The sequence below is a fragment of the Paucibacter aquatile genome, from assembly GCF_002885975.1.
Classification (GTDB): domain Bacteria; phylum Pseudomonadota; class Gammaproteobacteria; order Burkholderiales; family Burkholderiaceae_C; genus Paucibacter_A; species Paucibacter_A aquatilis.
In genome coordinates, this window is sequence record NZ_POSP01000003.1 from 1,567,305 (window position 1) to 1,587,213 (window position 19,909).

17 protein-coding genes are annotated in these 19,909 nt (G+C 67.8%); 3 read left to right on the forward strand and 14 right to left on the reverse strand.

The window, feature by feature from the left end; translation table 11 throughout:
• Positions 1-147: 147 nt before the first annotated feature.
• From C1O66_RS09985 to C1O66_RS10025, 9 genes are all read right to left on the reverse strand, one after another.
• Entirely contained in the window at positions 148-1,299 is a 1,152-nt protein-coding gene (locus C1O66_RS09985; protein ID WP_102767739.1) for an HD-GYP domain-containing protein, read from the reverse strand.
• Positions 1,300-1,373: 74 nt separating this feature from the next.
• Complete coding sequence (locus C1O66_RS09990; protein WP_102767740.1) at positions 1,374-2,273, reverse strand: ribose-phosphate diphosphokinase; 900 nt, start codon at positions 2,271-2,273, stop codon at positions 1,374-1,376.
• 16 nt (positions 2,274-2,289) lie between these two features.
• The gene (locus C1O66_RS09995) at positions 2,290-3,879 is read right to left on the reverse strand and encodes a thymidine phosphorylase family protein (protein WP_102767741.1); all 1,590 of its coding nucleotides are present in this window, start codon (positions 3,877-3,879) and stop codon (positions 2,290-2,292) included.
• Positions 3,880-3,937: 58 nt separating this feature from the next.
• On the reverse strand, positions 3,938-4,675 hold the full coding sequence (locus C1O66_RS10000; RefSeq protein ID WP_102767742.1) for a lysophospholipid acyltransferase family protein: 738 nt from the start codon (positions 4,673-4,675) through the stop codon (positions 3,938-3,940).
• 1 nt (position 4,676) lies between these two features.
• A complete protein-coding gene (locus tag C1O66_RS10005; protein WP_102767743.1) occupies positions 4,677-5,990 on the reverse strand; it encodes a dihydroorotase in 1,314 nt (437 codons plus the stop codon).
• 145 nt (positions 5,991-6,135) lie between these two features.
• Entirely contained in the window at positions 6,136-7,098 is a 963-nt protein-coding gene (locus tag C1O66_RS10010; RefSeq protein ID WP_102767744.1) for an aspartate carbamoyltransferase catalytic subunit, read from the reverse strand.
• 5 nt (positions 7,099-7,103) lie between these two features.
• Entirely contained in the window at positions 7,104-7,604 is a 501-nt protein-coding gene (gene pyrR, locus C1O66_RS10015) for a bifunctional pyr operon transcriptional regulator/uracil phosphoribosyltransferase PyrR (RefSeq protein WP_102767745.1), read from the reverse strand.
• Positions 7,601-8,032 carry a Holliday junction resolvase RuvX gene (gene ruvX / locus C1O66_RS10020; protein WP_102767746.1) on the reverse strand — a complete coding sequence of 144 codons (432 nt, stop codon included), beginning with the start codon at positions 8,030-8,032 and terminating at the stop codon, positions 7,601-7,603. The genes pyrR and ruvX overlap by 4 nt, the downstream gene beginning before the upstream one ends.
• Complete coding sequence (locus tag C1O66_RS10025) at positions 8,029-8,607, reverse strand: YqgE/AlgH family protein (protein ID WP_102767747.1); 579 nt, start codon at positions 8,605-8,607, stop codon at positions 8,029-8,031. Before C1O66_RS10025 ends, ruvX begins: the two co-directional genes overlap by 4 nt.
• Before the next feature lie 33 nt (positions 8,608-8,640).
• On the opposite strand from C1O66_RS10025, the gene C1O66_RS10030 reads away from it, so the two are divergent.
• From C1O66_RS10030 to C1O66_RS10040, 3 genes are read left to right on the forward strand one after another with little or no spacing between them, the layout of a single operon-like run.
• Positions 8,641-10,140 (forward strand): cryptochrome/photolyase family protein, encoded by a 1,500-nt coding sequence (locus C1O66_RS10030; protein WP_102767748.1) that lies wholly within the window; start codon positions 8,641-8,643, stop codon positions 10,138-10,140.
• A gap of 19 nt (positions 10,141-10,159) precedes the next feature.
• The gene (locus C1O66_RS10035) at positions 10,160-10,444 is read left to right on the forward strand and encodes a DUF2164 domain-containing protein (RefSeq protein ID WP_102767749.1); all 285 of its coding nucleotides are present in this window, start codon (positions 10,160-10,162) and stop codon (positions 10,442-10,444) included.
• A complete protein-coding gene (locus tag C1O66_RS10040; protein ID WP_102767750.1) occupies positions 10,441-10,728 on the forward strand; it encodes a hypothetical protein in 288 nt (95 codons plus the stop codon). The genes C1O66_RS10035 and C1O66_RS10040 overlap by 4 nt, the downstream gene beginning before the upstream one ends.
• Positions 10,729-10,754: 26 nt before the next feature.
• Here C1O66_RS10040 and C1O66_RS10045 read toward each other — a convergent pair whose 3' ends face one another.
• The 5 genes from C1O66_RS10045 to C1O66_RS10065 form a co-directional block, all read right to left on the reverse strand.
• Complete coding sequence (locus tag C1O66_RS10045; RefSeq protein WP_279305045.1) at positions 10,755-12,722, reverse strand: metallophosphoesterase family protein; 1,968 nt, start codon at positions 12,720-12,722, stop codon at positions 10,755-10,757.
• Between the two features lie 201 nt (positions 12,723-12,923).
• Positions 12,924-14,078 carry an alpha/beta hydrolase family protein gene (locus C1O66_RS10050; RefSeq protein ID WP_207795927.1) on the reverse strand — a complete coding sequence of 385 codons (1,155 nt, stop codon included), beginning with the start codon at positions 14,076-14,078 and terminating at the stop codon, positions 12,924-12,926.
• A 31-nt stretch (positions 14,079-14,109) separates the two neighbouring features.
• Positions 14,110-17,199, reverse strand: a complete 3,090-nt coding sequence (locus C1O66_RS10055) for an efflux RND transporter permease subunit (protein ID WP_207795928.1) — start codon at positions 17,197-17,199, stop codon at positions 14,110-14,112.
• A 33-nt stretch (positions 17,200-17,232) separates the two neighbouring features.
• The gene (locus C1O66_RS10060) at positions 17,233-18,375 is read right to left on the reverse strand and encodes an efflux RND transporter periplasmic adaptor subunit (RefSeq protein WP_102767752.1); all 1,143 of its coding nucleotides are present in this window, start codon (positions 18,373-18,375) and stop codon (positions 17,233-17,235) included.
• A 62-nt stretch (positions 18,376-18,437) separates the two neighbouring features.
• A complete protein-coding gene (locus C1O66_RS10065; protein WP_165794550.1) occupies positions 18,438-19,907 on the reverse strand; it encodes an efflux transporter outer membrane subunit in 1,470 nt (489 codons plus the stop codon).
• Between the last annotated feature and the right edge of the window lie 2 nt (positions 19,908-19,909).

Genomic DNA, 19,909 nt, shown 5'->3' on the forward strand with positions numbered 1-19,909 from the left:
TCGCTGTTTGATGTCCCGGGGCAGCCGGGCCTTCATGGCACCCCGTGCCGGCCTCACCAACGAGGCCGCACTTGTCGCTCCAGTCTACGCCGCTACTGGCGGCCCGACCAGCGGCGCAGCCGCCGGCATCGCCCTGCAAGCAGGGGGTCAGTGCAGGGGATTCAAGGCATCCAGACCATGCAGGCCGTAGAGCCCGTAGAGCCGCTCGCTGGGCACGCGTGCGAGCAGACTTTTGTCGGGCACCACGGCCGCCACCGCATGCTCGGGCCGCGAGGTGTCGCGGCGCATGGGCACGGCGCAGGCCTTGCCCTGGGCATCGACCAGGGTCATCACCACGGGGCATTGCAGGCTGGCGCCGCGCCGCACCACCACGGCCAGCTCGCCGCTGGCCAGGCGCAGCAATTCACCCGGCGGGTACATGCCGAACTCCTTGATCAGCGCCGCCACCATGGCGTCGCCGGGGGCGGCCTCGTAGGTCTGGCGCGCGGCCAGCTTGATGTCCATGGCCGGCCGGCTGGTGCGGGCGCTGATCTTGGCCATGAAGACATCGACCAGGCGCAGCAGGCGCGCCAGCTCCTCCACCTCGGTCAGGCCGCGCGGATAACCGCGGCCACCCGCTTGCTCATGGTGCTGGGCCACGGCGACCAGCCATTCCTCATCGGCCGTGCCGGCGGCGCGCAGGCGCTTGGTGGCCTCCTCGGGGTGGCGGCGGATCTGCTCGCGCTGGCTCTCGGTCAGGCGGCCGCCGGCCATGGCATAGCGCCCCTGCAGCTCGATGATGCTGGCATTCATGGTCAGCGCCGCCTTGACGGCCGAGCGCTGGCGCGATTCCGCCCATCCGAGGCGCTGCGCCACCATCAGGCAGAGCGTGGCCACATGCAGGGAATGGGTCAGGCCGTAAAGGCGCAGTTGCTGGTTTTCCTGCCGCACCGACTGGTACAGCGCCACATCGCCATCCTGGCGCGCCAGGGTGATCAGCTCGGTGGTGACCTCATCGCAGTTGGCCAGGAAATGCTCGCTGTCGCCCAGGCTCTTGAGCATCAGATCCAGCGACCAGACCGCCTGCTGCCAGCGCGAGGCCAGCGAGGGCGGCTCGGCCGGCACGGCCTGCCCTGCTTGCAGGGCCTGCAGTTCCTGCACATCGGCAAACACGCCGCGCTCCAGCAGGGCCAGCAGCTGGGTCTGGCTGTAGACCTTCTGCCCGCAGGCCAGCAGCAGGCCGCCGGCGGCATCGCGCACATTGAAGGGCAAGGACGCGCCCACCTGGATCTGTTCCGCCACCAGCTTCAGCAATTGCATCGCGCTCAGCCACTCCTCACTCAGCACGCTGTGGAAGGCCGGGCCCGAGACGGCAGCCCGGCCGCTTCAGTCCTTCACAACCAGCGCCGCAAGACCCCCGCCAGCAGCGGCACGATGCTGACGGCATTGCTGCCGTGCGGCACGCTGTTGCTGCTCCAGACATGGCGCACGCCCGCGGCCTGCAGGGCCGGCAAGGCATCGCCGTTGAACAAGGCATGGGTCACGGCCACATCGACCGAGGCCGCCCCCCGGGCCAGCAAGCCCTGGGCCGCGCCGATCAGGGTGCGACCGGTCGAGGCCATATCGTCCAGCAACACAACGGCCCGGCCGCTCACCTCGAGCTCCGGCAAGGCCAGCTCGACCTGGTGGTCGCCATGCCGCACCTTGCGGCCGATGGCATGGTCCAGGCCACCTGCGGCGGCGGCCTCGCTGACCCATTGCGCCGACTCTTCATCGGGCCCGATCAGCAGCGCGCCCGGCACATGCGCGGCAATCCAGGCACCCAGCACCGGTGCCACCGAGAGCGCAAAGCCGGCCCCGGCCGGCATCACCTCATCAAGGCTGGCGATGCGGTGCAGATGCGGGTCCAGGGTGATCACGTGGTTGAACTGCTGGGCCAGCAGGCGGGCGATATGGCGCTGGCTGACCGCCTCGCCGGGCGTGAACTCCATATCCTGGCGCATATAGGCCAGATAGGGCGAGACCAGCACCAGGCGATCGGCACCCAGTTCGCGCGCGGTCGGCGCGGCGATCAAGAGCTCAACCAGCTTTTCGTTCGGCTGCTGCAAGCCGCGCAACAGGAAGACCGTGGGCGGCAGCGGCTTGGGCAGAACCAGGCGCAGCTCGCCATCCGGGAAGCGATGGCGGCGGATGAAGGCCAAAGGCACGGCCAGCGCGGCGGCCAGTTCCTCGGCCAACGCTCGCTCGTCCTCGAAGGCCAGCAACAGGGCCCGGGCATGCAGAAGATCGCTCATGGATGGCGAATCACTTTCAGAGAGAGAACAGGGAGCCGCTGGCAAATTCATGCGGCAGCTGGTCGAGCCGGCCGATCTGGCAGCCCGAGTCTTTTTCGGCCAGGTCGCGGGCAAACTGCAGATCGGCCTCGAACTGGGCATGGATGCGGTAGAGCGGCTCGCCCGCATGCACCGGATCACCGAGCCGCTTGAGCAGCAGCAGGCCGGCACCCGCCACCTGCGGCGCCCCGGCCAGGCGCGCCACGCGGGCGATGCGCAGGTTGTCGATGGCGATGACATGGCCCTCCGCCGGTGCCCGCACCTCGAAGCTCAGCGCCCCCACGGTCGGCATGTCCTGGCGGCGACCCTGGGCATCGATGATGGCATTCATCTGCGCCAGGGCGCGGCCGCTTTCAAGGATGTCGCGGGCGATGGCGTAGCCCTCGCCGCCGCGCACATCGGGGTCGAACTCGATCATGCGGCCGGCCAGTCGCAAGGCCTTCTGGCGCAGGTCCTGCGGCGCGGCGGGGTCGCACTGCAGCACCTGCATCACATCCTGGGCCTCCAGCACCGGGCCGATGCCGCGGCCGATAGGCTGGCGGCCATCGCTGAGTACCACGTCGAGCTGCAGGCGCAGATGGCCGGCCACGTACTCAAACAACTTCTTGAGCCGCTGCGCCTCGACCATCGATCGCACCTTGGCGCTGGGTCCGACCGGGATGTCCAGCACCAGATGGGTGGAGCCGGCTGCGATCTTCTTGGACAGGATGGAGGCCACCATCTGGCCGGGCGAGTCGATGGACAGCGGCCGCTCCACCGAGATCAGGATGTCATCGGCCGGCGAGAGATCGGCCGTGCCGCCCCAGGCCAGGCAGGCGCGGGTGGCGCGCACGATCTCGACCATGCGCTCGAAACCCAGCTCCACATTCGCCAGCACCTCCATGGTGTCGGCCGTGCCCGAGGGCGAGGTGATGGCGCGCGAGCTGGTCTTGGGGCAGAGCATGCCGTGGGCGGCGACGATGGGCACCACCAGCATGGAGGTGCGGTTGCCCGGAATGCCGCCAATGCAATGCTTGTCCACCACGGGGCCGGCGCCGACCTGGCCCTTCCAGTCCAGACGTCGGCCGACGGCAATCATGGCCTCGGTCAAGTGCAGCACCTCTTCGCGGTCCAGCTCGTACTGGTTGGTGGCCACCACAAAGGCGGCCAGCTCGATCTTGGAGTAACGCGCTTGCGCCACGTCACGGATGATGGCGGCCAGTTCCTCGCGGCCCAGGCGCTCGCCATTGATCTTGCGGTGCAAGGCGGCAATCGATCCCGGCGGCTCGGCATGGGCAATCGTGGCTGCATGGCCCTCGACCACGCCCAGGCGGGCAAAAGCCTCTTCGCTCAGGCCCAGCTCGCAGGCGCTGACGATGCGCTCATCGTCCACCACATTGAGCACCGCCAGGATGCTGCGTGGCCCCTGGCCGTTGCGGGTGTGGATCTCGACCTTGGACAGGGCCTGGAAGCCCGCCGCCCGCACCACCGGGCAGTCGCGGTGCAGATAGGCCACGTTCTCGCGCCAGGTGTCGATGCCGACGCGGCGAATGGACAGCGAACTCTTGGGCAGCGGGTTGGCGCTCATCCAGCCACTTTAACGGACTCGCCTGCCCTCACCCGGCCCCATCTACCAGGCTTTTGTGTCAATTCGCAGCCAAGGCCGCGGCGATCTGCTCGCGCACATGCTCAGCCAGGGCGCGGCGGTCGGCATGCGCGCTCTCGAGAGCTGGCAGGATCTGGATGTCGATGCCCACGCCGCGCGCCTTGAGCACGGTCCAGAGGCTGGCGATCATGGTGGTGTCGCCGATGAAGCGGGCTGAGCTGCTGAAGCGCTCGCCCGGCTCATGCCAGCGCAGGGCCAGAGGCTGGATCACTGTCTCGGTGGCGATGGCCGCCTGCAGCAGATTGCCGTGGAAAGGCAGCAGCTCGGGGCCAGCCCCGGTCGTGCCCTCGGGAAAGACGGCCACGGTGTCGCCCGCCTTGAGCGCATCGGCCATCTGGTGCACCACGCGCAGCGCGTCGCGCTTGCTGGCGCGCTCGATGAACAAGGTGCCCACCCCCTCGGTCAGCGCGCCCACCACCGGCCAATGCTTGACATCGGCCTTGGAGACGAAGCGCGCTTCGGGAAGCACCGCATGCACGGCCGCAATGTCCAGCCAGGACACATGGTTGGCGACGATCAGCTTGGGGCCCGGCCGGGCCTGACCCTGGAGCTGCAGGCGCACACCCATCAGCGCCAGCATCTTGCCGGACCACCAGCGGATGCGGTGGTGGCGCTGCCCCAAGCTCAGGCTCGGGAACAGCAGCTTGATCATCAAGAGCCCGTGCAAGACATGCAGGACAAAGCGCAGCAAGCGCCAGGCGGCGAGCAGATTGCGCATCTCAGCGCGCAGCCGCGGCTTCGAAAGCCATATGGCCGGCCACCACCGTGTAGCGCACCTGGGCCGGCAGCTCGAAGCCGCTGATCTCGTAGGCAAAGGGCGTGTGCTTGCCCTGGCTGCTCAGGCGCTCGGGCGTGACCGCCCAGCTGGCGGCCGGGTCGAAGACGCAGACATCGGCCACACCGCCCTCGACCAGACGGCCCGCGCTGGCGCCCAGCGAGCCCAGGGTGCTGCCCAGCACGCGCACTGGCGCGGCCGTGACCACGCCCAGGCTTTGCACCAGGGTCAGGCCGCTGTCCTGGCCCCAGCGCAGGGCCAGGCTCAGGAGCAACTCCAGGCCGGTGGCGCCCGGCGTGGCTTCAGCGAAAGGCACGTTCTTCTCGTCGGGAGCGACCGGCATGTGGTCCGACACCAGCGCATCCAGCGTGCCATCGGCCAGGCCGGCGCGCAGGGCGTCGCGGTCGCGGCCCTGGCGCAGCGGCGGGTTCAGGCGCATGGCCGGATTGAAGTAGCCGATGTCCACATCGCTGAGGTGCAGGGAGTTGATGGACACATCGGCCGTCACCTTGAGGCCCTCCTGCTTGGCCGCACGCACCAGGGCCACACCGGCCGCGCTGGAGATGCGGCAGAGGTGGACGCGCGCACCGGTCGAGCGCATCAGCTCGAAGATGGTGTGCAAGGCCACGGTTTCGGCCGTCACCGGCACACCGGACAGGCCCAGGCGGGTGGCCACCGCGCCGCTGGCGGCCACGCCGCCGGACAGATAGGCATCGAGCGGGCGCAGCCAGACGGTGTAGTCGTAGGTGGCCGCGTACAACAGGGCGCGGGCCAGCACCAGGGTGTCACGGATGGGCTGGTCGGCCTGCGAGAAGCCGATGCAGCCGGCCTCGGTCAGCTCGGCCATCTCGGTCAGCGACTCACCGCTCAAATGCGTCGTCAGCGCGCCCAGCGGGAAGAGCCGGCAGCGGCTCAGCTTGCGGGCGCGGAACTTGAGCATCTCGACCAGGCCGGGCTCGTCCAGCACCGGGTCGGTGTCGGGCGGGCAGACCAGGCTGGTCACGCCACCGGCCGCTGCCGCAGCCAGCTCGCTCTCGAGCATGCCTTCGTGCTCATGGCCGGGTTCGCGCAGGCGCGCCGCCAGGTCCACCAGGCCCGGCGCCACCACCAGGCCGCCGGCCTCGATGACGCGCTCGGCCGAAAACTCACCGACATCGCCGAGGCCGACGATGCGGCCGTTGGCGATGGCCAGGTCGCCGATGCGGTCCAGGCCGCTGGCCGGGTCGATCAAACGCCCGCCTTTGATAAGAATCTTCACTTGCAGAACTCCTGTGCAGCAACACATGCCAGGCCATGGACCTCGCCGACTTCACCCAGCAGAGCCCGTGGAACCGGCTTTGCCGGGCCACTGGGCTCGCCCCCTTGAGGGGGAGGCGCGAAGCGCATCGGGGGTGGGCTCATCTTCATGCTTCGTTTCCAGCGAGGATGGACATGACCGCCATGCGCACGGCGATGCCGAAGGTCACCTGCGGCAGGATCACGCTTTGCGCGCCATCGGCCACGGTGGAGGCGATTTCCACGCCCCGGTTGATGGGGCCCGGGTGCATGACGATGGCATCGGGCTTGGCCAGGGCCAACTTCTCGGGCGTCAGGCCAAAGTTCTTGAAGAACTCGCCGGCGCTGGGCAGCATGGCGCCGCTCATGCGCTCGTTCTGCAGGCGCAGCATGATGATGACGTCGGCATCGCGGACGCCCTCGGCCATGTCGTGGCAGACGCGCACACCCATGTCCTTGAGGTCGCCCGGCACCAGGGTTTTGGGGCCGACGGCGCGGATCTCGGGCACGCCCAGGATGTTCAGCGCATGGATGTCGGAGCGGGCCACGCGCGAGTGCACGATGTCGCCGACGATGGCCACGGTCAGATTGCGGAAGTCCTTCTTGAAGTGCCGGATCGTGTACATATCCAGCAAGCCTTGCGTCGGGTGCGCATGGCGGCCATCACCGGCATTGACCACATGCACATGGGGCGCGCAATGCTGGGCGATCAGATAGGGCGCGCCCGATTCGCTGTGGCGCACCACGAACATATCGGCATGCATGGCCGAGAGATTGGCCACCGTATCCAGCAGGGTTTCGCCCTTGGCGGTGCTGGAGCGGGCGATGTCGAGGTTCAGCACATCGGCCGACAGGCGCTTGGCCGCGATCTCGAAGGTGGTGCGGGTGCGGGTGCTGTTCTCGAAGAACAGATTGAACACCGACTTGCCGCGCAGCAGCGGCACCTTCTTGACCTCACGGTCGTTGACCGAGAGAAAAGTGCCGGCCGTGTCCAGAATCTGGTGAATGATGGCCTGGGGCAGGCCTTCGATGGACAAGAGGTGAACCAGCTCACCGTGCTTGTTCAGCTGGGGGTTGCGTTTGGAGAGCATGGCGTTCAGCCTTCCTTGACATCAAAACTGAAACGGCCGTCCTCGCTCTTGGCCAGGCGCAGACGCTGTTCGGCCGGCAGATGCACGCGCGCGGCCGAGAAGGCTGGCTCGATCGGCAGCTGGCGCCCGCCACGGTCCACCAGCACCGCCAGGGTGACGCTGGCCGGGCGGCCGAAATCGAAGAGCTCGTTGATCACGGCGCGCGTGGTGCGGCCGGTGTAGAGCACATCGTCGATCAGGACGATGTGGCGGCCTTCCACCTCGAAAGGCAGCTTGGTGTGGTCGGCCTTGGCCGACATGCCCTTGGAGCCGAAGTCATCGCGGTGCAGGGAGCTGGAGATCACGCCGGCCTGGCCGGCCAGGCCCAGATCGCGCTGCAGCCGCTCGGCCAGCCAGGCGCCGCCCGACCAGATGCCCACCAGCGCCGCCTCGGGCTGCCAGAGTTTTTGCACGCCGCGCAGCAGATCGGCATAGATCGCCTCGGCATCCAGTAGCAAAGTGCTCATGTGTTCTCTCTGAAAAACTGTTCAAGAATCAGGGCGGCCGCGGCCGAATCGACATCGCGCGCGCCCTGGCTCTCGGCCTCGACGCTGGTGTAGCGCTCGTCCACCTCGAAGACGGGCAGGCGCAGGCGGCTCTTAAGTTGGCGGCCAAATTTGCGCGCGCGGGCGGTGATCTCGTGTTCGGCGCCATCGGGGTGGAAAGGCACGCCGATGACCAGGGCCTGGGGCTGCCACTCGCGCACCAGCTTCTCGATCGCCTGCATGCGCGCTTCGCCCTCGACAGCGATGTGGCGCTGCGGCTCGGCCTGGCCGGTGAAGCGGCTGCCATAGGCCACGCCGACACGGCGGCTGCCGTAGTCAAAAGCCAGGGCCGTCTGCACGGCGGCGGCGGCCGGTGCGGGAATGGGGGTCGCTGGGGCCGGCGCGGTCATGCGTGACCGGCCTCTTGGCTCAGCATGCGAGGGTCCACGCCCAACAGGCCCAACGCGCGTTCGTAGCGCTGCTCCACCGGGGTGTCGAAGATGATGTTGGGCTCGGCGTCCACGGTCAGCCAGCCATTGCGGCCAATTTCTTCTTCCAGCTGGCCGGCGGCCCAGCCGCTGTAGCCCAGGGTGACCAGCACGCGGCGCGGGCCAGCGCCGTTGGACAAGGCCTCCAGCACATCGCGGCTGGTGGTCATTTCCAGGCCACCGGGCACGGCCAGGGTGGCGTTGTAATGCTTGCCTTCGGCGTCCAGCGGCTCGTGCAGCACGAAACCGCGCTCGGTCTGCACCGGGCCACCGTAGTAGACGGCCGTGGCAGCCAGTTCATCGCTGGGCGGGCTCAGCTCGACCTTTTCGAACAAACTGCCCAGGGTCAGGGAGATGGGCTTGTTGATGACCAGGCCCAGCGCGCCTTTTTCATTGTGTTCACAGAGGTAGACGACGCTGCCGGCGAAGGCCTCGTCGGCCATGCCCGGCATGGCGATCAGGAACTGGTTGGCGAGGACGATCCGATCTTGAGGCATGCAGGCATTTTATTCGCGGGCGACACTATCGGGATGACGCGCCCAATAAATGCCCCCGATCAAACTCCCGCCCCCGCCGGCAGCGTGCCGCGCGCCCTGGTCTGGTTCCGCCGCGAACTGCGTGTGGACGACCAGGCCGCCCTGTACCGGGCCTTGCGAGCGGCGGACCAGGTCTTCTGCGTCTTCGTGCTGGACCGCGACATCCTCGACGCCCTGCCCCGCAGCGACCGCCGGGTCGATTTCATCCTGCGCAGCCTGGTCGAGCTGGACACCAGCCTGCGCGCGCTCTGCCCCGGAGGCGGCCTGATCGTGCGCCATGGCCGGGCAGCCGAGGAGATCCCGCGCCTGGCGGCCGAGCTGGAAGTGCAGGCGGTGTTCTGCAACCACGACGACGAGCCCGCGGCCCTGTCCCGCGACGCCCAGGTGGCCGAAGCCCTGGCCAGCTTTGCCTGCCAGCTGCGCACGTTCAAGGACCATGTGGTGTTCGAGCGCAGCGAGGTGCTGACCGGCGCAGGCAAGCCCTACGGCGTGTTCACCCCCTACAAAAACGCCTGGCTGCGCCAGATCAACGACTTTTATCTGCGCAGCTATCCCGTAGCGCGGCACGCGGCGGCCCTGGCCCCCACGGCCCTGGCCCGCGGCGTACCCAGCCTGGCCGAGATCGGCTTCGAGCCCACCGATCTGAGCCCGCATCTGGGCGCGGGTGCCTCCGGCGCCGAGGCCTTGTTCGAGGAGTTTCTCGACCGCATGGACCAGTACGAGGCCTCGCGCAACTTCCCCGCCGTCAAGGGCCCCAGCTACCTGAGCCTGCACCTGCGCTTTGGCACCATCTCGATCCGGCGCCTGGCGCGCGAGGCCTGGCAGCGCGCCCAGGGCGGCGACCGTGGCGCCGAGGTCTGGCTCTCCGAGCTGATCTGGCGCGATTTCTACCACCAGGTCATGCACCACCACCCGCATGCCATGGTGCGGGCCTTCCGACCCGAGTACGACGCCATCACCTGGGACAGCGGCCCGGCGGCCGATCATCTGTTCGAAGCCTGGTGCGAGGGCCGGACCGGCTACCCCCTGGTCGATGCGGCCATGCTGCAGCTGAACCAGAGCGGCTACATGCACAACCGCCTGCGCATGGTGACGGCCTGCTTCCTGATCAAGGACCTCGGTATTGATTGGCGGCGCGGCGAGGCCTATTTCGCCGAGAAGCTGCTGGACTTTGACCTGGCCGCCAACAACGGCGGCTGGCAATGGGCCTCATCCAGCGGCTGCGATGCCCAACCCTATTTCCGCATCTTCAACCCGGTGACGCAGAGCGAGAAGTTCGACCCCGAGGGCAAGTTCATCAAGCGCTACCTGCCCCAACTGGCCAAGCTGCCGCCCAAGCTGATCCACGCGCCCTGGCTGGCCAAACCGTTGGAGCTGGAAGCCTGCCGCGTGGTGCTGGGCCGCGACTACCCCACGCCCATCGTGCGCCACGATGAGGCCCGCGCGGCCACGCTGGCGCGCTATGCGGTGGTCAAATCGCGAGCCATTGAGTGAGCAAGGCCAACGACACACCATGAGCATCGAAATCCCCAAAGCCGCCCGCGAGCAAGCGATTCGCTCGATCGAGCGCTACTTCGAGCACCACATGGACGAGCCCATCGGCAATATCGCTGCCGGCGGCCTGCTGGGCTTTTTTCTGGAAGAGATCGGGCCGCTGATCTACAACCAGGCGGTGGCCGATGTGCAGGAGCGCATGCAGCAACGCGTGGCCGAGCTGGACATCGAAGTCCATGAGGACGAGTTCCAGTACTGGCGCAAGTTCGAAGGCAAGATCATGGCGCGAGGCAAAAAACCATGAACAAGCCCGCCGCACCGGCTGAGGACGGCGAGGACTTCAACCCGGCCCCGACCCGCCCATTCGATCTGGGTTTCAGCCACCGCGAGCGCAAGGACGGCAGCCTGGAAGTGCTGCGCGAGGGCCGCCAGGCGGCCCTGCTGCGCGGCAACCGCGCCATGGCCCTGCTTCACATCCTGAACACCGGCAGCTTCGAGCAAGGCCAGCAGGCTATGGCCAAGATCACCGGCAACTACAAGCGCGGCAACGAGGGCCAGGCCGCTCGCCACCCGCGGCGCACCGGCTGAAGGCAGACAAGACGGCTTTCCCTCGATCAAGGGCGCGCGATCAGCGCAAAACGTCCTTCGCGCGGGCTGCGCAGCCAGAAGGCCTTCTTCGCCGCGTCATAGCCGGCCACACCCTCGACCAGCGAGCAGCTGGCCGCCACATCGGGCGGCGTGCCGAGCAGGAATGCTGGCACATAGGCGCGCTGGCTCAGGCAGGCGGTCGTGGCGACCGGCCGCCAGGCACCGCTGACCGGGTCCTGGCGGGCCAGCATCAGCTGCTCCGGCTTGCCATCCTTGGGCAGGCTGAACTCGAGCACAAAGGGATCGCCCTGGCCATCGGCCGCCAGAATCCAGCTGCCACTGGCCCAGGACGGCAGTTGCACCGGTCGCTTGCCTTGCTCGCTGCCATCGCCCAAAGAACCGGGCAGGCCGGTGCTGGCGCGGATGTCCTTGCTGCGACCATATGGGTCAATGTAGGTGCCGCCCTGGCCAGCGGTGCCACTGACATTGAGCACTTCGGAAACCGTGCCTTCGGCTTTGGCTTCCCAGGACAGGATCAGTTGCTTCTTCAGATCGATGGTGGTGGCGCGCACCTCAACCTCTTCCTCGGGCGTCCCGACCTTGATCAGGCGCGCGCGTTGGCTGTTGTTCAAGTTCGGGCGCCAGCTTTCATGGGCCACGAACATATAGCGCTGCATCAGCGACAGCATCTCGCGGTTGTTGGCCGCCTCGGTCTTGCCGGCCTCGGCGCTCATGGTGCGACTGCGGGTGTCGTGACGGTTGAAAGTGAGGTTCTCGCCGTCGAGCACGCGGGCCGATACACCTTGCGGTGATGGGCAGGGGCTGCTGCGATAGTTGGTGTCGTAAGCGTTGTTGCGCTGAATCTCGACCGGGAAACTGGCCGGGAAGACGACCTTCTCGCAGCGTGCTGCACTGCGCCGGAAGCGATCGAAGAGCTGCCATTTGGGCTGGGCCAGTTCCTTGGGGCCGTCTTCGTTTTTCATCACGCTGTGCTCGGCATACCAGGCCTTGAAGTCCAGCACATCGTCCTTGAAATCCAGGATGGATGCGTTCACATCCAAGGTGCCGGTGGCCTCGGTGCGGGCCTTGAGCATCAAGGTGTTCTGCACCAGCTCATGCTCGCCAAAGCGATTCTCGTAGCCCTTGTAGGAGGCACTGCCGGAGACGATCTGCATGAAATTGCGCTGCGCCGGATCACGAATCAGGCTGCGCGCGTACAGATGCTCGTGCCCGGAGACATAGACCACCTCATGTTCGGCCAGCAGCTTGCGGTATTTGTCGTACACCGCCTTGAAGGCCACATCACCCTCTTCCGACTTGTAGCCTTCGACTATGCGCTCACGCAACAGGCCGTACTTGTTGCCGACAAACGAGTTGTGGGTTTGCAGCACGATATGGCGTGCCTTGGCCTTGTGCTTGAGGATGGTCTGCTCGACAAAATCGTAGGCGAACGGCATCCAGCCGTATGAGACATTGATCAGCAGCACGCCGTTGCGCAGCACGGCGTAGTTCTTGTTCCGTGCGCCCGACATGTGCTCGGCATCGGCCGGGATGAAATCGGCGACAAGATCATGCCAATCCTGATCCATGCCCTTGTTGTCGTGGTTGCCCATGATGGGCAGAAAGGTCATGAAAGGCTTGTAGGCCTCAGCCACCTCTCGCCATTGGCGATACTCGGCGGCCGACCCGTTCTCAGCCAGATCGCCGACCACCAGGACCACATCGACCTTCTGCTGCTTGTACAGCTCCAGCAGCGCACGCATGGGGTAAACCGACACATTCGAACCACCGCCCTGGGTGTCAGGCAACAGGGCGACCTTCAAGGCCTTGGCTTCGGCTGGCGCAGGTGCCGGCGCCGGTGCTGGGGCAGGCACTGGCGCCGGACTGGGCGCATCACCGGCGCCGCCGCAGGCGCTCAGCAGCAGAGGCAGGCTGGCCAGCAAGACCTGGCACCCGCGTGGGGTCAGGGCGGACTTCTTGTTCGTCTTCATCATGGTCGTGGCGTTCTCGGGTCGAGGAGAAAGAAAGCCGCGATGGTGCGCAGCCGCCATGACACATCCGTGAAGCGCAGTGTGCTTCGGCACCCCTGCACACCGATGCCAACCAAGCCTCGCACAGGCGTGCGGGCTGCGAGTCAATCCCCTGCCCGCCTGAGCCAAACGGCACAAGTCGCGGCATCCAGCCGCGACCTCGCCTCAGGCCATGCCCGCCGCCGGCTGCCAGCGTTGCAACAGAGCTCCATAACGCTCGTTCCAGCGGGACAGCCCCTCCTTGCGCCCGACGAAGACGTGGTCAAGAAAAGCCAGCGACAACTCACGCGTGGCCACCTTGACCTTGGGGTTGAGGCTGACGCCACCCGTGCCGCTGCGATCGGTGAAGATGCTGTGCGAGCCGCCTTCGAACACGGCCAGGGCCTTGCTCGGGCCACCCATGGCCTCGAAGACCTTGATGCGATCCTCGGCGGCGGAGTAATAGCCCGGCACCTGGATCACATCCTGGGTGGCGGTGATGTGCAGGCTGGGGATGCGCACGTCCTGCAGAATGGGCGCCAGATCGCTCTCGCCGTAAAACGGCGGCGCCGAGATCAGGATGGCCGCCTTGATGCGGGGCTCCAGCAAGGGCAAGACCTGACCCTGGCGCTGCACCCGCGCGCCAGCCAGCAGCATGGTGGTGTTGGCGCCGTAGGAATGCCCGGCGGCGGCAATGCGCTGCGGGTCGATCCGCTCGCCGAACTCGCTGGCCAGCAGCTGATCCAGGGCAAAGCGCACATCGGCCACCCGGTTCAAGGCTTCGCTTTCCTTGGCGGCATCCTGCAGGCGGCCGACCAGGCTGAAGGGGTTGCCGGTCCACAGGCCGCGGTCACTGCCCACATGCTGGACATGCAAGCTGGCCACCCCTTGCGAGGCCAGGTAGGCACCCAGATAGCTGTAGCCCCGCCGAGAACCGCCCAGGCCGTGCGAGAACAGCAGCAAGGGCAGGCCCGGCGCCTCGGCCCGCCCTGCGGGCAAATACAAGCGCACCGGCACCGCGCGTTGGCGCATCAGGTCTTGCCAGTCGAGGTCATGGGCCTGGTAGAGGCGGCTGGGCACGCTGACATCGGCAAAAGCCGGCGCACTTGCAGGCGCGCTCGCAGGCGCACTTGCCGGGGCCGAGGCCGAGCCGGCAGAAGCCCCCGAAGCCGCATCATGCGGCGAAAGCGCCTTGGCCTCCCCCAGCGCAGCCGACGTCTCCGTCTCCAGCTTGCAGCCGCCCAGAGCGCCGAGCGCCAGAGCCGCACCCATGCCCAAGCTCAGGCGGCGGCGAGTTTGACAGGACGGCGACAAGGGATCGAGGGCTTCGGTCGTGCGCATGGCAATTCAGCTGAGGTTGAGGGCCAAGAAATCAAGCCGGATCGGCCGCGGCGCTGGCCCGGGGCTTGCGCCGCAGCAAACGCCCGCACATCAGGATCAGATCATCCACATAGCTGAACACCACCGGAATCACCAGCAGGCTCAGGAAGGTGGAGGTGATCAAGCCGCCGATCACGACGATGGCCATGGGGGCGCGGAAGCTCGGGTCCACGCCCAGGCCCAGGGCGATGGGCAGCATGCCTGCGCCCATGGCGATGGTGGTCATGATGATGGGGCGGGCGCGCTTGTGGCAGGCGTCGAGGATGGCCTCGAAACGCGGCATGCCATGGTCGCGCCTGGCGATCACCACATAGTCCACCAGCAGGATGGAGTTCTTGGTGGCAATGCCCATCAACATGATCAGCCCGATCATGGACGGCATGGACAGCGCCGTGTGCGTGACGTACAGCGCCAGGAAGGCCCCCGGGATCGACAGCACCAGCGCGGCCAGGATCGTCACCGGCTGCACAAAGTCCTTGAACAGCAGCACCAGCACCACATAGATGCAAAGCACGCCGGTCAGCATGGCCAGGCCGAAGCTGGCGAACAGCTCACCCATGGCCTCGGCATCGCCGACCGAGGTCTGCATCACGCCCGGCGGCAGGTTCTTGAGGCTGGGCAGGGCCAGGGCCTTCTGCTCGGCCTCGCCCAGGGGCACGCCATTCAACTCGATCTCGAAGTTGATGTTGCGCATGCGGTCATAACGGTCGATCTGGGCGGGTCCGCTGGCGATCTCCAGCGTGGCCACATTGCCCAGGGGCACCGGCCCATGCTTGCCCGGCACCGGCAGGCGCGCGAGCAAGGCCAGATCGGTGCGGGCCTCGGCCGGCAACTTGACGACGATGGGCACCTGGCGCTGGGCGAGGTTGAGCTTGGCCAGAGCCTGGTCGTAGTCACCGGCGGTGGCGACCCGCAAGGTGTCGGCGATCGCCTCGGCGCTCACGCCCTGGTCAGCCGCGCGGGCGAAGTCGGGCCGCACGATCAGCTCGGGTCGCACCAGGCTGGAGGTCGAGTTGACCGCGCCGATGCCCGGGATGCTGCGCAGCTCGCGCTCGACCAACTGGGCATGCTCGCCCAGCACCCGGCCGTCTTCCCCGGCCAGCACCAGCACATACTTCTCGGCCGAGCCGCCAAAGCCGACCTTGATGCGGGCACCGGGCAGCACCTCCAACGCCTGGCGCAGCTGGGCCTCGATGTCCTGCTTGCTGACACCAGGGCGCTGCTTGCGCGGCGTCATATTGAGGGTCAGCGTGGCCTTGCGCACCTCGGCCACGCCTCCGCCGGCGAAGGGGTCGCTGCCGGCACTGCCGCCGCCAATGGCGGTGTAGATCAGCTTGACCTGCTTGTTGGCGGCCACGATCTGCCGTGCCTGCTCGGCCATGCGCGTGGTCTGGGCCAGGGTGCTGCCGGGCGGCAGGGTCACGGTGACCTGGGTCTGGCTCAGGTCATCGGGCGGCAGGAAGCCGGTGGGCAAGAGGCTCACCAGGAACAGCGAGGCTCCGGTGAACACCGCCGTCACGCCCAGCGTGATCAGACGGTGGCGCAGACACCAGGCCGCCCAGCGGGTGTAGGTGGCCAGCCAGCGCGGTTCGGCATGGGCCTTCTGCAGCGGCTTGAGGATGTAGGCCGCCATCATGGGCGTGAGCATGCGCGCCACCACCAGGGAGGCAAACACCGCGATCGCCGCCGTCCAGCCGAACTGCACGAAGAACTTGCCGGCAATGCCGCTCATGAAGGCGGTGGGCAGGAAGACCGCGATCAAGGTGAAGGTGGTGGCGATCACGGCCAGACCGATCTCATCGGCCGCTTCCATGGCCGCCTGGTAAGGCGTTTTGCCCATGGCCAGGTGGCGCATGATGTTCTCGATCTCAACGATGGCATCGTCCACCAGGATCCCCACCACCAAGGACAGGGACAGCAGCGTCACCGTGTTGACCGTGAAGCCCAGCCAGTACATCACGGCGAAGGCCGGGATCACCGACAGGGGCAAGGCCGTGGCCGCCACCAGGGTGGCACGCCAGTCGCGCAGGAAGAACCAGACCACGACGATGGCCAGCAGCGCGCCCTCGTAGAGCAGCACCATGGAGCCGTCGTAGTTCTCCTGCACCGGCTCCACAAAATTGAAAGCCTCGGCAAACTGGATCTCGGGGTGGGCGGCGCGCAGCTCCTCCACCGCCTTGGCCACACCGGCCGCCACCTCAACTTCACCAGCCCCGCGGGTGCGGGTGATCTCGAAGCCCACCACAGGCCGACCGTCAAGCTGGGCCGCCGAGCGGCGCTCGGCCACCGTGTCCTGCACCGTGGCCAGCTGGTCCAGGCGCACACGCCGGCCATCGCTGAGCGTGATGTCCATGGCCGCCAACTCCTGGGCCGTCTGCACGGTGGCCAGGGTGCGCACCGACTGCTCGATGCCACCGATGTCGCTGCGGCCACCCGAGGCCTCTTGCTGGATCTGGCGCAGCTGACGCGAAACCTCGCTGGCCGTGGCGTTCAGGGCCAGCAGGCGGGCGGGGTCCAGCTCGATGCGCACCTCACGGCTGACGCCGCCCACACGCGAGACCGCACCCACGCCACGCACGGCCAGCATGCGCTTGGCCACCTGGTTGTCGACAAACCAGGACAAGGCCTCGTCGTCCATGCGCTCAGCCGCCACGGTGTAGACCAGGATGGGCGTGCCGCTGAGCTCCATCTTGGAGATCACCGGGTCGCGCAGATCGGCCGGCAGGTCGGAGCGCACGCGCGAGACTGCGTCGCGCACATCGTCCACCGCCTGCTGGGTCGGTTTCTCGAGCCGGAACTCGGTGCTGACCATGACCACGCCGTCCTGGATCGTGGTGTAGATGTGCTTGACGTCCTGCAGCGTGGCCAGCTGGTTCTCCAGCTTGCGCGCCACCTGCGATTCCAGCTGCGCCGGCGAGGCACCGGGCAGGCTGGCCGTCACGGTGACGGTGGGCAGGTCGATGTCGGGAAAGTTCTGGATCTTCATCCAGCGGAAGCCCAGCAGACCGGCCAGGGTCAGCATGATGAACAGCAGAATGGCTGGAATCGGGTTGCGTATGGACGCGGAAGAAACGTTCAACATGATGGTGAGAGTCCTGATCCTGTGGAGGCGGGCTTAGGGCTTGACCGCGGGAGCCGAGGCGGCCACCACACGCACGCTGTCGCCATCGCTGAGGAAGCTGACCCCGCTCTGCACCACGGCCGCACCCGGCTCCAGGCCTCCGAGCAGCTCGACCCGATCGCCGTTGCGGCGACCGGTGCTGACCTTGATCTGCTGCACCTTCTGGTCCTTGCCGACGCGGAAAACATAGCTGTTGCCATCGCGCAGCTGCACGGCGGACTGCGGCAGGCTCAGCGCCTGACCGCGACCGAGCTGGATCTCGCCGCGTGCAAAGCTGCCGGCACGCAGCAGGGCCGCGCCGGGGCCGCTCAGGTCCACATAGACCAGGCCCATACGGGTTTGCGCATCGACCGTGGGCGCCACCACCCGCACCTTGCCCGGCACCTTGCTGCCATCAGCGGCCGCCAGCTGCACCGGCAGGCCGGGGCGCACCCGGGCCAGATCGGCGGCAGGCAGCTCGGCGCGCCATTCCAGGCGGCCCTGGCGGATCAGATGGAACAGCTCCTGGCCCGGCTGCACCACCCCACCCACCGTGGCAAGGCGGGCCGAGATGATGCCTTCATCGGGCGCGGTGATGCGGGTCTGGGCCAGGCGCAGCTCGTCGCTGGCCACCCTAGCCTGGGCGGAGTCGAGCCGGGCCTTGGCCGTCTGCTCGGCGGTCAGGTACTGGGCCAGCTGCTGGGCGCTCAGGGCGCCGCTGCCTCCGGCCTGCAGGGCGCGGGCGCGCTCGGCATCGCCCTGGGCGCTTTGCAGCAGGGCCTGGGCTTCGGCCGCGGCGGCGCGGCTCTGAGCCAGCTCGGCACGCACGGTGGCATCCGAGAGCTGGGCCAGCAGTTGGCCGCGCTTGACCCGGTCACCCACCTGCACCTTCACATCGGCCAGGCGCAGGCCGGCGATCTCAGCGCCGATGATGGCCTCCTGCCAGGCGGTGACACTGCCGTGGGCGCTCAGCGTTTGCTCCCATTCAGCGCTGCTGGCCTGGGTCAGCTGCACGGTCAGGGCCGGGCGCGATTTGGTCGAGGGCGACGCGCTGGCCGAGGCATCTGCAGCCAGGGCCGGCATGGATTGCAACAGGTTCAGGCTCAGCAGCAAGCCCAGCACGGGGGCAGCAGAAAAGGTCGAGATGGAGCGATTCATGGACTGAGGACTCGCGGGCAAAAATGAGGTGAGGTTGTTCTTGAGCTTCGGGCGCGCAGGCTTCATGCAGCATCCCCGGAGCTCTTCTTCAGGGCCGGCGATGCGGCCTGGCCATCCCAACCGGCGCCGCTCGCTCGGCACAGGGCCACCCAGGCGCTCAGGCCCTCACGTTGCAGCTGCACCAGAGCGGAATCGGCGCCCAGGCTCAGGCGCCGGGCGTCTTCCAGCTCGGCCGCGCTGGCCAGCCCGGCGCGCCAGCGTCGCTCGGTCGCCTGCAGGCTTTGGCGGTAGCCGGCGGCTGCACGTTCAGCCAAAGCTTCGCGAGCACGCGCAGCGTCCAGGCGCACCAGGCCTTCTTCGACTTCGCGCACGGCTTGCAGCACGCTTTGGCGGTGTCCGGCCAGGGCCTCGTCATAGCGCGCCAGCGCGCCTTGCGCCTGTGCCTTGCGCGCGCCGCCGTCGAACAGGGGCAGGCTCAGGCTGGGCCCGAAGGACCAGCCACGGCCTTCATCGCTGCCGCCAGCGATGCGCAAGTTCGCGAGCGAAATACTGCCGCTCAGCTGCAGCTGCGGATAACGCGCGGCTTCAGCAGCGCCCCGCTCGGCCCAGGCGGCCAGCACCTGCTGTTGGCTGGCCGCCAGATCGGGGCGACGGGCCAGGGCCTCGGCCGGCACCGAAGCCACGGCCAGGCCCAGGCCTGCGATGGCCGGCAGCTGCGCGGCACCGGGCTGCAGAGCCTGACGCAAGGCCCCCTCCTCCATCGCCGTCAACGCCACCAGGCCCTTGACGGCCAGCTCGCACTCGGCCTGCTGGGCCAGGGCCAGATTGGCCGCATTGGCCGCCGCGGCTTGCAAGAGCGCCTCATTGGCGGCCGATTCAAAACCGACTCGCAGGCGCTCGGCGGCAAACCGCGCCAGCTGTGCAGTGGCCGCGGCATCGGCCTGAGCGATCTGCGCCAGACGTTCGCAGCTGCGCAGGTTCAGGTAGGCCTGAGCCACTTCTGCGGCCAGGCTCAAGCGTGCGGCCTGTGCATCGAGCTCGCTGGCCTGGAGTCGTGCCTGCGCGGCCGAGGCCTGCTGGCGCACGCGAGCGAAGAGATCGATTTCCCAGCTGCTGTCCAGGCTCACGGAGGACAGGGTCTGGGTCGGGCTGCCGCTGGGCTGGGCAGGCCGGCTGCGCTGGGCCAGGCCGTTGGCGTTGAGCTGCGGCAGCTGGGCGCTGCCGGCCTGCTGCGACAGCGCCCGGGCCTGCTGCACGCGGGCCAGCACCTGCTGCAGGCTGGGGTTGGCGCTCTCGGCCTGGGCTTGCAGCTGCAAGAGCACGCTGTCGTTCAGCCGCTGCCAAACCACGGCCCCGGCTTCGGCTGCCAGGGCCGGGCCCTGCGGCGCATGCCAGCGGCTGGCCTCAGGCATCAGCTGCTTGGGCAGCTCGGGCGGCGGAGCCAGGCTGCTGCAGGCACTCAGGACCGCCAGCGCGGTCATCGACAGGGCCAGGCGCAAGCCGGGCATGACGGAGATCTCTTGTGCTCTCATCC

What these genes read in the sequence shown, in the direction of transcription:
- C1O66_RS09985 (WP_102767739.1), bottom strand. Translation starts at nt 1,299, where the DNA reads ATGCAATTGCTGAAGCTGGTGGCGGAACAGATCCAGGTGGGCGCGTCC.
- C1O66_RS09990 (WP_102767740.1), bottom strand. Translation starts at nt 2,273, where the DNA reads ATGAGCGATCTTCTGCATGCCCGGGCCCTGTTGCTGGCCTTCGAGGAC.
- C1O66_RS09995 (WP_102767741.1), bottom strand. Translation starts at nt 3,879, where the DNA reads ATGAGCGCCAACCCGCTGCCCAAGAGTTCGCTGTCCATTCGCCGCGTC.
- C1O66_RS10000 (WP_102767742.1), bottom strand. Translation starts at nt 4,675, where the DNA reads ATGCGCAATCTGCTCGCCGCCTGGCGCTTGCTGCGCTTTGTCCTGCAT.
- C1O66_RS10010 (WP_102767744.1), bottom strand. Translation starts at nt 7,098, where the DNA reads ATGCTCTCCAAACGCAACCCCCAGCTGAACAAGCACGGTGAGCTGGTT.
- pyrR (WP_102767745.1), bottom strand. Translation starts at nt 7,604, where the DNA reads ATGAGCACTTTGCTACTGGATGCCGAGGCGATCTATGCCGATCTGCTG.
- ruvX (WP_102767746.1), bottom strand. Translation starts at nt 8,032, where the DNA reads ATGACCGCGCCGGCCCCAGCGACCCCCATTCCCGCACCGGCCGCCGCC.
- C1O66_RS10025 (WP_102767747.1), bottom strand. Translation starts at nt 8,607, where the DNA reads ATGCCTCAAGATCGGATCGTCCTCGCCAACCAGTTCCTGATCGCCATG.
- C1O66_RS10030 (WP_102767748.1), top strand. Translation starts at nt 8,641, where the DNA reads ATGACGCGCCCAATAAATGCCCCCGATCAAACTCCCGCCCCCGCCGGC.
- C1O66_RS10035 (WP_102767749.1), top strand. Translation starts at nt 10,160, where the DNA reads ATGAGCATCGAAATCCCCAAAGCCGCCCGCGAGCAAGCGATTCGCTCG.
- C1O66_RS10040 (WP_102767750.1), top strand. Translation starts at nt 10,441, where the DNA reads ATGAACAAGCCCGCCGCACCGGCTGAGGACGGCGAGGACTTCAACCCG.
- C1O66_RS10045 (WP_279305045.1), bottom strand. Translation starts at nt 12,722, where the DNA reads ATGATGAAGACGAACAAGAAGTCCGCCCTGACCCCACGCGGGTGCCAG.
- C1O66_RS10050 (WP_207795927.1), bottom strand. Translation starts at nt 14,078, where the DNA reads ATGCGCACGACCGAAGCCCTCGATCCCTTGTCGCCGTCCTGTCAAACT.
- C1O66_RS10055 (WP_207795928.1), bottom strand. Translation starts at nt 17,199, where the DNA reads ATGTTGAACGTTTCTTCCGCGTCCATACGCAACCCGATTCCAGCCATT.
- C1O66_RS10060 (WP_102767752.1), bottom strand. Translation starts at nt 18,375, where the DNA reads ATGAATCGCTCCATCTCGACCTTTTCTGCTGCCCCCGTGCTGGGCTTG.
- C1O66_RS10065 (WP_165794550.1), bottom strand. Translation starts at nt 19,907, where the DNA reads ATGAGAGCACAAGAGATCTCCGTCATGCCCGGCTTGCGCCTGGCCCTG.